Source organism: Marinifilum sp. N1E240, from assembly GCF_009295825.1.
GTDB classification, from domain to species: domain Bacteria; phylum Bacteroidota; class Bacteroidia; order Bacteroidales; family Marinifilaceae; genus Marinifilum_A; species Marinifilum_A sediminis.
In genome coordinates this window covers 519,069-532,601 of sequence record NZ_WHKF01000002.1, presented here as the reverse complement: position 1 = coordinate 532,601, position 13,533 = coordinate 519,069, and the positions used below count along the sequence as shown (strand labels likewise).

The window sequence follows — 13,533 nt, the reverse complement described above, 5'->3', positions numbered from 1 at the left end:
CTTCAGTTTGCATTTCGAATCTCTATTTATCTATAACATTAAGTTATTTTAACGCTTATAGATTTTTATTAAGCAGTAATCATTGCACATTATTAATGCTTATATTACCTTTGTTGCACTACCTAGACAACCCATCATCTGTATTTTTCAAAATACATTAAAAAACACAAGTTTATGATTCCAAAAATTGAGCGTGCTACTATTGTAGTACTAGATAGCGCAGGTGTTGGATATTTACCTGACGCAGAAGAATTTGGTGATGTAGGTTCCAATACAATTGGAAATATTGCTAAACATTGCGGTGGCATTGATTTGCCAAACATGCAAAAATTAGGATTGGGTAACATTACCGATATAAAGGGTGTTGCTCCTGAAACTAATGCAAATGGTGCTTTTGGAAAAGCTGCTGAAGCTTCTAAAGGTAAAGATACAACCACAGGACACTGGGAAATTGCCGGTGTAAAACTAGAGAAAGCATTTCCTACATATACACACGGTTTTTCAGAAGAAACCATTCGTTTGTTCGAAGAGAGAACCGGAAGAAAAGTAATGGCTAACAAACCTGCTTCTGGAACTGCAATTCTTGACGAATACGGAGAAGAGCAAATGAAAACCGGAAACTGGATCGTTTATACATCTGCCGATCCTGTTTTTCAGATTGCTGCTCACGAAGAAGTTATTCCTTTAGAAGAATTGTACAAAGCTTGTGAAATTGCTCTTGAAATTTGTTCGGAACTTGAGCCGGTTGCTCGTGTAATTGCTCGTCCTTATTTGGGAAGTGGAGAAGGAAATTTTGCACGTACTGCCAATCGTCACGATTATTCAGTAACTCCTCCAGCTCCAACCATGTTAGATCGTTTAAAAGAGAATGGTTTGGATGTAATTGGTATCGGTAAAACCAAAGATATTTTTGCAGGACAAGGAATTACAGATTCAAGAGGAACCAACAAAGACAATGTAGATGGTATCGAGAAAACTCTTGTTGCTTTAGAAGAAGACACAAAAGGTTTGATCTTTACTAATCTTGTTGATTTTGATATGGTTTACGGTCACCGTAGAAATCCTGAAGGATACAAGGCTGCCTTAGAAGAATTCGACAAGTATTTACCACAAATTCAGGAGAAGCTAAAAGAAGATGAAATTTTGATTCTTACGGCTGATCATGGTTGCGATCCAACTTACAAAGGAACAGATCATACTCGCGAGTACATTCCAGTTATGGTTTACGGTAAAAATATCAAAAAGAACATCAATTTGGGAACAAGAACTTCTTTTGCAGATATTGCTGCAACAATTGAAGAATTGGTTCTTGGAAGCAAAGTTGATGGTAGTTTTGCTGCAGAACTTTACAACTAGAAAAAACTCTATAGACCAGAATATAAAAAGAGCCGTTTCGAATTCGAAACGGCTCTTTTATTATATCATGTATCAGTTATTTATTCAACCTTTTCAATAGGTGTTCATGCACTCCAATTTTGTACCCATTGGATGTAAAAATAATCTCACCTTTCTGATTCAATGCCAATAACAATGGTTTTTGAATCTTTCCAGAAATTCCTAATTCAGCCTTAACTGCAGAAAGCAAGCTATCCTTCGAATCTTTATACACCGAATAGTTTTCTGGCATATTTTTAAAGAAACTTTCACTCATCGCCTCTGCCTGAATTCCTTCTGCTTGTAAAACTCCGATATGACCGTCCCAATTCTCATATTTCGGTTTCGCATCCTTAAACTCTTCCATTAAATGACGTGTAGGTTCCTTTCCTGGTTCCAACCACATTAACAAAATGGTATTTTGTTTCTTCAACTGCGACAGAGGAATAGTTTTGGATTTTGAATCAAGAACTGTTTCATTCAGATCAATTTGTCCAAGAACCTTACTTTCCACTTCAGGATCCCTAAATGTCAATGAAAGTAACTCCTTCTCTCCTTCTGCTATTTTAAAATGATTCAAATGGGTATAAACCGTTCCGTCAGCACCGCGTTTACCAGTTACCAATCGATATTCTCCTACTTCTAAATCTAATTGGTTTGGTAATTCTGTAAACTTCTTGCCCCAACCGAAGTCAAGAGTTTCATATCTGCCATTCATCAATTTCCCAATACTAAAATGAACGTAGTACATTGGATTAAACTCTTTCAAATTAAATTTCAATTGCACTTTCCCCATTAATGGTTGACTATTTTTCTGTGCTTCAAAATAGACGTTGATCCATTTTTTACCATCGAAATATTGTGGTGTTTTCTCGGCTGGTTCCAATCTTGATGGAACTCCTAAACTACGAGCTAAAGCAACAAAAAATACATCTCTCGACTCTGCATTTGCCATTCTTAACTCATAAACACCTTTAGGCGTTATGGGCAAATTGTAATAGTTTTCCGTTTCGTTAATTTGAATTTCTTTTAAAATCCAATCTTTAATCTGATCGACTATCTCGTTTCTACTTCCCTCAAACTTTCCAACAAACTCTTTTTGTAGAAATCCTCGATAAGCAATTAATCCTTCGTTCTTAATTCTCGGATTCAATATGTAGTTAATAAAAATATCTTTCGATGAGTAATCTGTAAGATTGAACTCGGCTAAACTATTGTTCAAATGATCCAGTAAAATGTCAGTTCTTGTATCACGTAAATCTTTCTTAGAAATTGATTCCAATAGAATAGATACATACTCTCGATTTGCATCATTAGTATTCTCAACAAATTTTTGAATTGCTTTCCAGTTTCCCTGACTCTTTTTGAATTTATCCCAAACAATATCCGAATCTAAGCCCTTTGATTTAGACAATTCAGATGATGAAACTGAATCAATAAATGTTGTTCGATAGGCAAATCGAATGCTATCCTCATAAGCCAAACGAATGTCGTTCTGTTTTTTCATGCTGGCATCAACCGAATATGGCTTTTTCTCTTCAGGAGGAACCATATTGAATTCAGCCTGCTTCTCTCCATAAAATCCTTTACCCAATTCCAACACCAAGGTATCTGTTGAAGATACATTCAGTTTATGACCTGCATATTTGCCATTTTTCTCTGCCCAAGCCAAAATATCACCATAACCAGTGGTAAGAAAGGTAAGACCTTTTTCATTTGTATTTTTGCTGGCTATTGGGTAGAACTCCGCATAGTTGTACAAGCCAAAATCTACTCTAGCATTCTTAACTGCTTTCCCTGATGTATCAATTACTTTTACAAATACCTTTTTTACATCAGCGTAGTTACTTACCACATTAATCTCAGTAAAATTATCCGATCGCTTTACCACTTCATCATTTCCTTGATAATCGCCAAATACTTTGGTATGTACTAACATTGCTCTTCTGGCTGGCTCTGTAAACCATCCCATATTCAAATCAGGCTCTGGTTCACATGCGCCCAAATAAGACCATTTTCCATCTGTCCATACTTCTACCCAGGCATGATTGTCATCGGAATGCGCCCAGCGTGGCGTATAAACTTGTCTTGCAGGAATTCCTACTGCCCGCAAAGCGGTAACCGTAAAAGTTGACTCCTCGCCGCATCTTCCCCAAGAGGTTCTTACCAAACTCAAAGGTCCACTTGTGCGAATATCTGTAGGTGCATAATTCACCTTTTCGTGACACCAATGATTCACTTCCAAGGCAGCTTCTTTCATACTCAAGCCTTGTAGTCTTGGTTTCAACTCTTTAAGAAATACGATTCTTGCAGAATCCAGATTTTCATTATTAACACGATATGGTAACACAAAATGTCTGAATAGCTCATTGGGAATTTCATTTCCCCAACTAAAACTATCTTTGGCTTCAAACGAAGCTCTCACCTGCTTAAAAAAAAACTCTCCATCATAATCTGCCAAATCGCAAAGTGGCATGTATGCGTATAAAAATTGCAATGCCTCTTTTTCTTGAGTACTCAAATCCTGATTGAATACATCAAATAACTGATGCGATCTGTTTTTTGCTAATTCCTTTCTATGTTCGAAACGTTTTGCAACTTTTGAACGATAATTCGCATCCTGAATAAAGTGTACGTCGGTACAGCCACAGAGAATACTGAGGCATAAAAGAAGAGTGAATAACTTCCTCATGAATATTTTAATTAGTTAACGGTCCTCGGCTTTTAGGATGGATACAATTTTACGAATTTTTTCTGAATCTGCCTCGTAATATTCAAATTCAGGTATACTACTCTCTCCCCCCATATTTATATTGGGATTCAAATATGTCATTTTACTTTTCACTAAACTTTTGGCAGAACAGTGAAACTCATTAGCTTTCGTTGTATCTGATAAAGATTGAATGTTTGAATGACTCACTCCGCTTCCAGGCATGATAATAATTCTATCTTTCGAAAATGCCACCAAATCCTTCAATAAATCAGCACCTTCATCGGCAGTTTGCATTCCACCAGAAGTAAGAATACGGTCAGTTCCAAGATCTATTAATTGTTCCAAAGCAAGTAAATGATCTTCCACCATATCAAATGCTCTATGAAAAGTAAAACTCAATGGTTTTGATAATTCTATCAACTCCTTTGTTCTTTCAGTATCAATTTTCCCATCAGGTAATAAAATTCCCGAAACAATTCCATTCACACCAATCTTTTTGCATGCTTCTATATCTTTTTTCATGCACTCAAATTCAATATCCGAATAACAAAAATCAGCACCTCTGGGTCTAATGATCACATTTATGGGAATAGTAACTAAAGTTTTAGCTAATTCAATTGTAGCCAAGCTTGGTGTTGTTCCTCCTTCGTATATTCCTGCGCACAACTCTATTCGATCTGCACCAGATTCCTCTGCGATAATTGCTGATTCAACAGAATAACAGCAAATTTCTAATAGTTTAGCTTTCATTTTATATGGTTTCTCAGATAATAAAGCCTAAAAGTATCCACTTACAAAACAATCCCCAAGTTTTCGAAAATAATTCTTAAAGAATCAATTTAACAATCTTTAAATCTAATAATTACGCTAACCATATTTTTTTCACTAATTTGTAACAATTGCAAAAACAAACAAAACCCACTTATGACCCTAAACAAACCCATCCTACTCTTAGGCTGCGTTCTATTATTTCTACAAACGCTGGCTCAACAAAATAATATTCGATTTAAGCGTATTACCATTAACGAAGGTCTTTCTCTAAGTTCAGTTTACTGTATTTTTCAGGATTCTAAAGGCTTTATGTGGTTTGGAACCGAAGATGGTTTAAATCGATATGATGGTAAAAATTTCAAAATCTACAGAAGTACTCCTGAAAATGAAAACACCATTTCACACAAATGGATAGAACAAATACATGAAGATAGTAATGGTAAATTGTGGTTCGGTTCTAGGGGCGGCTTAACCCAATACGATCCTGTAAAAGAAAAATTCACACAATTCAGAGGTATTGGCAACAGCAAAAAACTTGTGAATGATACGATTACTACGATATTCGAATGTGAAAACAGGAAACTTTGGATTGGTACATTAAAAGGAATCAATTGTATTGATCTAGAGAATTTACAAATGTTAGAATTTAATAATTCCAAACGAATTCAAGATCGTGTAAATTGTTTTCATCAACTAGTAAATGGCAACATTCTCATCGGTTCTCAAAGTGGTCTTTACCATTTCAATTCAGCAAATAATAAATTCAAAAAAATAAAGTTTTCCGATAATGTATTAAGTGTTCAATGTATCACAAAGTTCCGTGATAATTTTCTTATCGGCAGTAATAATGGAGTTTATACTCTTGATTCGGAACTTAAAATTTTAGAACAAGCACTAGAAGATACAAACATTGAAAATATTCTGATAGACTCTTTGGCTACCATATGGATCTCAACAGATAATGCCCTACTAAGAAAAGGAGATAAGGTACTAGAATACAGTAAGGCAGTTAAATCATTTGAAGCTACTAATAGTCTCTCCATCAACACGAACAAACCTATAATTTATAGCAATTCAGGAGATATTTGGTTCGGAACATATGGGTCAGGAGTTTTTAGATTTGATGATAAAAAACATCACTATCAGAACAATTCTGCAGATCCTCAAAGCCTATCCGAGAATTCCATCAATTGTATTTATGAGGATAAAAATGGATTAATTTGGATAGGAACTTTTGGCGCTGGAATCAGTATTTACGATCCACAGGCACACAAATTCAACCTGATTAAAAATAACCCATTAAGTGAAAACAGCCTGCCTAGTAATTTTATTTGGTCGGTCTGGGAAGACAAGCAAAATAATGTATGGATAGGAACCAACAATAAAGGACTAAGCAAATACAATATCACTCGTGACAGTTTTGTTCATTACGATTTTAGAAAAAAAACAAAAAGAAATCACACCGCTATTCGAAAAGTTTTTGAAGATAGCAAGCAAAACATTTGGATAGGAACCGATGGCGACGGCTTAATCAAATTCAAGCCTAAAACTGGAAAACGAAAATACTATACAAATATCGCTAACAATACGAACTCCCTTAGTAGCAATTCGGTTCGGGTAATTTTTGAAGATAGTGAAGGTTTACTATGGGTTGGTACTCAAAATGGTCTAAATTTATTTAATTCTAAAACAGAAACTTTCACACAATTTAAACATTCCGATACTGATCGGAATAGCATTTCGAGCAATTTTGTTTATTCGTTGATATTTGAAGATTCCAAAGGATTAATTTGGGTTGGAACATATGGTGGTGGATTAAATTCCTACAACAAAAGCACAAAGGAATTCACAAACTATCAGTTTTCAATAAATAAAGATAATGGAATATCAGATAATGTTGCCTTTTCGATGATAGAAGAAAAGGATGGTATTTTTTGGATTGGCACAAATAACAAACTAAATCGTTTCGATTCGAATACGGGTAATTTTGAACATTTTGGTACAGAACAAGGATTGCCCAACAATGTGATTTATGGAATACTCAAAGATGAAAACAATTCCCTTTGGTTAAGTACAAACAAAGGAATCTGTAAATTTTCATTGAAAGATTATTCCTGTGATAATTTTGATATCCATGACGGTCTCCAAAGTAATGAATTCAATGGAGGTGCTTTTCATAAAGGAAAAAGTGGAATCTTTTATTTTGGTGGTGTTTATGGTTTGAATTATATCAATCCCAACAAAAAGTACAAACAAGATGTACAACACGAAGTTGCCTTAACAAAATTAGAAATACACGGACAGCCTGTTGAAGTTTCTTCTGAATTGTCAAACACAAATAAAATTTTCTACTCGGAAGAAAATGACTCTTATTCCTTTTCAAAAAGTATTGCATACACCGATAGTATTGAATTGGATTATGAGCATCGATTTGTCTCTTTCGAATTTTCCACCTTATCGAATTTATCTCCTGATAAAATCAATTATGCATATAGACTAAAAGGACTTGAAAAAAAATGGGTTTACTCCAACAAACGAAATTTTGCCTCTTATTCAAATCTTTCACCAGGTACATATACATTTCAGGTAATCGTACAATATCCAAACGGAAAATGGAGTGAACAACCCAAAGATGTGATCGTACTTATTCATCCTCCATTTTATCTTACATGGTGGTTCATTCTATTTGAGATAATTATAGGCTTACTGTTTTTAGCATTTGTTTATCGCTTTTTGCTTCACCGAAAAACCAATAAACTCTTAAGTGCACAAAACGAACAAATTAAAATAGCCAATCAAAATTTAAAGGAGTCGGAAAAAAATTTAAGAGAATTGGTCGATACAAAAAACAAGTTCTTTAGAATTATATCTCACGATCTGAAAAACCCATTTACCAGTTTACTTTCCATTAGCGAAATGATACATGAAAACTATGAAATGGTTGATGACGATGAGAAACAAACTGGAATTCGAAAAATTCATGAATCGGTTAAGCACATTTTCACATTACTTGAAAATTTATTAACCTGGTCCCGATCACAAACCGGTAAAATTCAATTCATTCCTGAAGTGTTTAATTTATCCGATTTAATAAGTGAATCGGTGAATTTGTATAAAACATCTGCGGATAAAAAACAGATTAAACTAGTAAATGAATGTTGTGAAGAATTGTCTGTAATTGCCGATAGAAACATGTGTAGTTCAGTTTTAAGAAATTTATTGAATAACGCACTAAAATTCTCTTATGCCGAAAGCCAAATTACTATTAGAGTAAATCCAAAAGAGAATTTTCATGAGATACAAGTTATAGATCAGGGAATTGGCATTGAAAAAGAAAATATTGAGAAGCTTTTCAGAGTTGATTTAAAATTTAAATCAACTGGTACTTCCGGAGAAAAAGGCACCGGTTTGGGCTTACTCTTGTGTAAAGAATTTGTTGAAATTAATGGAGGACAAATTAAAGTTGAGAGTGAAATAAATAAAGGAAGTGTTTTTTCATTTACACTTTCAAATTCTTAAATGGCTTAGAATCTCTCAAAACATGGGTGTTTGATTTGAATTTCTCAATAATTTAAGGATATTTGCATCTGTATTTATCCAACAGATTAAGCAAAAATAGAATTGATGAGAGATAAAGTTCTTCAACTGGCAAAAGAGAAAAATGCTGTAATTTTAGCACACTATTATCAAACACCAGATATTCAGGAGATAGCGGATTTCAAAGGTGATAGTTTGGCACTAGCTCAGAAAGCAACTGAAGTGGATGCCGATATTATTTTATTTGCAGGCGTTCATTTTATGGCGGAAACTGCAAAAATATTAAATCCAAATACCAAAGTGCTCCTACCCGATTTGGAAGCAGGTTGTTCCTTAGCAGAATCTTGTCCAGCGGAGGATTTTGCAAAATTCAAGGCTAAATATCCAGATCATATGGTCATTTCATATATCAATTGTTCAGCTGAAATTAAAACGCTTTCTGATTTAATTTGCACATCTGGAAATGCAGTGCAATTGGTGGAATCTTTACCAAAAGATCAGAAGATTATTTTTGCTCCTGATAAAAATTTGGGTCGTTACATTAACGAAGTAACTGGTCGTGATATGGTTCTTTGGGATGGTACTTGCGAAGTTCATGATATTCTGTCTGCTGAGAAGATCATGAAAATGAAAATCGAAAATCCAGATGCAACACTAATTGCTCATCCTGAATGTCCGCAACCTGTTTTAATGTTAGCAGATTTTGTTGGATCAACTACAGCAATGCTAAAATATACTCAAAATAGTGATGCTCAAAAGTTCATAGTAGCTACTGAAACAGGAATTTTACATCAAATGAAGAAAGATTCTCCTAATAAAGAATTTTTAATTGTTCCAGCCGATGAAACCTGTTCGTGTAACGATTGTGCTTATATGAAATTGAATACCATGGAGAAAATATATCTGGCACTGAAAAACGAAACGCCAGAAATTACGCTTCCAGATCATATCATGAAAAATGCAAAAGCTCCAATTGTTAAAATGCTAGACATGTCGAAGCAACTGCAGCTTTAAAGCAATAAAATATAAAATTGAAGCCATCACTATTGTGATGGCTTTTTTATTTTAAGTTAGTTGTATGCCAGCATTTTCACAAGCTTCCTCAAAATGAAGCTCTTCTACTGCTTTGTAAAGAACTGCAAATGCTGAATGAATCCATATTATGGAGACAAAAACTCCTACAAATAGGCAAATAAACCCAAGAATTAGAATGAAAAATGATAGAATTCCCATACCTAAAATAGTCCAAAAATATCCTTTGGTTAGGTAATAACTCAATTTTACGGCTTGAATTGGATCCACATTCTTTTCCATTACCAAATAAGGCACAAAAACCAATTTACAAATCATATAAACTCCAGGAATAATCAAAAGAACAATACCCAAGCCCGTAATACCTATTACTAATAGATGACTCAAAATCACAAATGAGTATTTCTTAAATCCGGAAAGTATTTCTTCAAATTGAGGATCCTTCTTTCTTACTGATTGCAAAAACATCCAATCAACACTATAATTAATTGGAGTTACAATTAGTATGTAATAGGCAAAACCAAAAATGCCCAACAAAGACATTCCCACCGAAAACGATTCTTTTTCCTGATTAAATATTTGTTCATATCCCATTGGGATATCAAGTAAACCGGCAACAATAACAGCAAGCAATAATATTAGAAAATTACTTCTTAAAATACTCCAGGCTTCCTGAAAGCAACCTCCTACCGTTGGAAATACTTTCAATACCATATCTTCTTTACAAAAATCTACTTTCATGTGGGATGATTAATATTATTGGTTCGTTAAATATAATCCATATTTATCAAGTAACGAAAATATAATTGCTCTTGAAATATTGTAGAATTCTCAATTAAATGAATTAATCGGAAATAAATGAAATTTTAGATAGGGTACATTTCATTCCATGCATCATAGATATAGAAACAGGAAATTTCGCGATCGTTATTCCATATTTTATTCAATAATATTCTAATTAAAAATATATTGCCATGAAAACAAAATTAACCTACAGATTTACGATTCTGCTTTCGGCACTTTTATTCTTATCAATTAACAGTTTTGCCGCTGAAGGTAACTTTAAAAGAAAGAAAGAGAAGAAAAAGGTACAACATGTGATCGACACATTGAAGTACAATGTTTACAAAGGAAAAGTTCAAGATAAAAAAACCAAAGATCCTTTAATTTTTGCCACAATTGCAGTAAAAGGAGTTAATGTTGCAACGGTATCAAATAACGAAGGAGAATTCTTATTAAAGGTTGCTAAAGATCTTCCAGTAAGTAAAATTGAAATTAGTCATATTGGTTATAAAAATCTTGAAGTTGACATTAGCTCACTTAAGCCAAAAAGAAATGTTCTTGCTCTGGAAACAGCAACAGTTCCTCTTGATCAAATCAATATTTACCCTTTAGATCCAGAACTGTTAGTACGTAGTATTCTAAAGAAAATCAGTCAAAATTACTCTATGGATCCTAACATGATGGAAGGATTTTATAGAGAAACAGTAAGAAAAAACAGAACCTACGTCGCAATATCCGAAGCTGTTGTTAATATCCATAAATCAGGATACAAGCAACTAAAAAATGATCAGGTGCAAATTTACAAAGGACGAATGAGTCAGGATGTTAAGAAAATGGATACCTTACTATTTAAACTACAGGGAGGTCCAAACACTACACTTTTACTGGATATCGTAAAAAATCCTTACAATTTATTGTCTCATGATTTTCTTCAAAGCTATGATTTTAGTCTAAACTCGATTACAAAAATCAATGAAAAACTTCATTATGTAATTGAATTTAAGCAGAAAAAGGACATTGATATTCCTCTTTATTACGGAATGTTATATGTTGAATCTAATAACTTGGCTTTAACAAGTGCAAAATTTAGTTTGAATCTTGAAAATGAAAAGGAAGCAAGTCGCTTATTCATTAAAAGAAAACCTTCAGGAGTGAAAGTTACACCAACATCAGCAAACTACATTGTGAATTACTATGAATCAGATGGGAAGTGGTACTTCAACTACGCAAGAGGTGAAATTAATTTCAAATGCAACTGGAAGCGTAAATTATTCAATACAAACTACTCAGCAATGACTGAATTAGCCATCACCGACAGAAAAGCTGACAATGTGGTTCGATTTAAATCTTATGAGAAGTTTAAGCAGAATCAGGTAATGGTTGAAGAAATTAGCAATTTCGCTGATAAAAATTTCTGGGGAGCTCATAACACTATTGAGCCTGATCAATCAATTGAATCTGCAATTCGAAAATTGAAGCGCAAATCAAGATAGTAAAAAAATAATAGGAACCTAAACTCATTATTTAAAATCAAAAGAATCGAAAAATCTTAATTGGGGAATTAGATTAATAATTCGATTCTTTTGGTTCTATTCTATAAATGAGTTATTTATCTAAATAAATACTTTTTACCCGGAATAACTTGAGCATATTACAAGGGTTTAAAGACTAAAAATCCTATCTTAGAAAGAACTTATACTTTATAAAATGGGAATACTATAACAGAATGTTGGAAGATACAAACACTATATTACACAGGATTCGAAAAGGAGATTTAAATGAGTTTGAAAAGGTTTTTAAACAATATTACCCAATGCTTTGTCATTACGCATTAAAGTTTGTGAAGGACTCAAGTCAGGCTGAAGAAATTGTTCAGGAATTATTCTGCAAACTTTGGGAAGACAGACAAAAACTTAACATTCATACTTCGTTAAAATCGTATTTATACAGGGCAACTTACTTAAATAGCTTACAACATTTAAGAAAAAAAGGCTTAAAAAATCAATACAAAGAATACGTTAAGAATAGTAGTTCCAATAATTTTCAAAACAATCAATTGATTGAAGAAAAGGAAATACAGAGTATTATTCAAAATACACTTTCAAATTTACCAGAAAGGTGTGGTAAGATTTTTAAAATGAGTAGATTTGAAGGATTAAAATACCAGGAAATTGCGGATAAACTTTCCATCTCGATAAAAACTGTTGAGTCAAATATGGGAAAAGCACTAAAAGCATTTCGAAAAAATTTAAAAGATTACGTTAGTATAATTGTGCTATAAAATGATAAACGAAACATCACATAACATTGAATGGGAAAAGATCTCAAAATACCTGAATGGTGAAATGAGTATCGAAGAGAGGATTGCGTTTGAAAAATTGATTGATTCGAATTCGGAATATGCACAAATAGTTGCGGCATCGGAAAAGGATCTTGATTTAATAGATGAATTAAAAGAAATTGAAACAAATTTTAATGCAGATAATGCATGGACAAGCGTAAAATCTAAAATTTCCAAAAGAGACTATAATCAATCAAACAATTCAATTAAAGCTAATTTTACTTTCAAAAAAGTATTGCAATTGGCTGCAATGATTGTAATAGTAATCGGTCTTGGTCTTGCTTCATTTTCAGCATATAATAAGTATATGTCCAGTTACAAATCATATGCTCTGGAAATGAATAGCAACAGCCAATCCATTACTCTACCCGATGGTTCTGTAGTCACATTAAATGGTGGAGCAGAATTAAAATATCCAAGAGGATTTACAAAAGAAAAACGTCAGGTTTACCTAAGCGGTGAAGCTTTTTTTGATATCGTTAAAAACCCTAAAAAACCGTTTATTATTATAGCTGAAGGTGCTGAAATTAAAGTCTTAGGAACATCATTTAATGTAATAGCTAATAATAGTAAAGTTGAAGTTCTGGTTGAATCTGGTAAAGTTCAGTTCTCTGGAATTAAAAATCCAACCAATTCCTTAATTCTGGAAAAAGGAGATTTTGGTATTCTTTCTGAAAATTCCATTGAAAAAACAGTTATCAGAGATGATAATTATTTATCGTGGAAAACTCATAAAATGATTTTTAAGGAAATGCAATTAAAGGATGTTGCCAAAGTTATTGAAAGAACCTATCAGGTTAGCATTAAATTTGAAAACGATAGTATTGCAAAGAATCCTATTAACACCGCTTACGATAATGATCCATTGAACCGAGTTCTGGATAATATTTGCCTAACCTACAACTTAACGTACGAGAAAAATGGAAGTCAAATTGTAATTAAATCAAGAAATTAAGACTGATTTTAATGTATCAAAACAGAT

General features: G+C 33.2%; 9 protein-coding genes. 6 read left to right on the top strand and 3 right to left on the bottom strand.

The genetic code is table 11. The features are described 5' to 3' along the window. The first annotated feature begins 174 nt into the window (after window positions 1-174). Entirely contained in the window at window positions 175-1,356 is a 1,182-nt protein-coding gene (locus GCQ56_RS07175; RefSeq protein WP_152733736.1) for a phosphopentomutase, read from the top strand. A 76-nt stretch (window positions 1,357-1,432) separates the two neighbouring features. On the opposite strand, the gene GCQ56_RS07170 is transcribed toward GCQ56_RS07175, so the two are convergent. After that, window positions 1,433-4,066, bottom strand: a complete 2,634-nt coding sequence (locus GCQ56_RS07170) for a transglutaminase domain-containing protein (RefSeq protein ID WP_152733735.1) — start codon at window positions 4,064-4,066, stop codon at window positions 1,433-1,435. A 15-nt stretch (window positions 4,067-4,081) separates the two neighbouring features. After that, window positions 4,082-4,837 (bottom strand): copper homeostasis protein CutC, encoded by a 756-nt coding sequence (locus GCQ56_RS07165; RefSeq protein ID WP_152733734.1) that lies wholly within the window; start codon window positions 4,835-4,837, stop codon window positions 4,082-4,084. A gap of 174 nt (window positions 4,838-5,011) precedes the next feature. Between GCQ56_RS07165 and GCQ56_RS07160 the strand changes: the two genes are divergently transcribed. Continuing rightward, the gene (locus GCQ56_RS07160) at window positions 5,012-8,377 is read left to right on the top strand and encodes a two-component regulator propeller domain-containing protein (protein WP_152733733.1); all 3,366 of its coding nucleotides are present in this window, start codon (window positions 5,012-5,014) and stop codon (window positions 8,375-8,377) included. A gap of 105 nt (window positions 8,378-8,482) precedes the next feature. Further along, window positions 8,483-9,409 carry a quinolinate synthase NadA gene (nadA, locus tag GCQ56_RS07155; protein ID WP_152733732.1) on the top strand — a complete coding sequence of 309 codons (927 nt, stop codon included), beginning with the start codon at window positions 8,483-8,485 and terminating at the stop codon, window positions 9,407-9,409. A 51-nt stretch (window positions 9,410-9,460) separates the two neighbouring features. Here the strand turns inward: nadA and GCQ56_RS07150 are convergent, their stop codons facing one another. Next, the gene (locus GCQ56_RS07150; protein ID WP_152733731.1) at window positions 9,461-10,168 is read right to left on the bottom strand and encodes a hypothetical protein; all 708 of its coding nucleotides are present in this window, start codon (window positions 10,166-10,168) and stop codon (window positions 9,461-9,463) included. A gap of 233 nt (window positions 10,169-10,401) precedes the next feature. Between GCQ56_RS07150 and GCQ56_RS07145 the strand changes: the two genes are divergently transcribed. The 3 genes from GCQ56_RS07145 (at window position 10,402) to GCQ56_RS07135 (ending at window position 13,506) form a co-directional block, all read left to right on the top strand. After that, the gene (locus GCQ56_RS07145; protein ID WP_152733730.1) at window positions 10,402-11,703 is read left to right on the top strand and encodes a carboxypeptidase-like regulatory domain-containing protein; all 1,302 of its coding nucleotides are present in this window, start codon (window positions 10,402-10,404) and stop codon (window positions 11,701-11,703) included. Window positions 11,704-11,936: 233 nt separating this feature from the next. Continuing rightward, a complete protein-coding gene (locus tag GCQ56_RS07140) occupies window positions 11,937-12,491 on the top strand; it encodes an RNA polymerase sigma-70 factor (RefSeq protein ID WP_152733729.1) in 555 nt (184 codons plus the stop codon). A 1-nt stretch (window position 12,492) separates the two neighbouring features. After that, window positions 12,493-13,506, top strand: coding sequence for a FecR family protein (locus GCQ56_RS07135; protein WP_152733728.1), 1,014 nt, complete (start codon window positions 12,493-12,495; stop codon window positions 13,504-13,506). The last annotated feature ends 27 nt before the right edge of the window (window positions 13,507-13,533 follow it).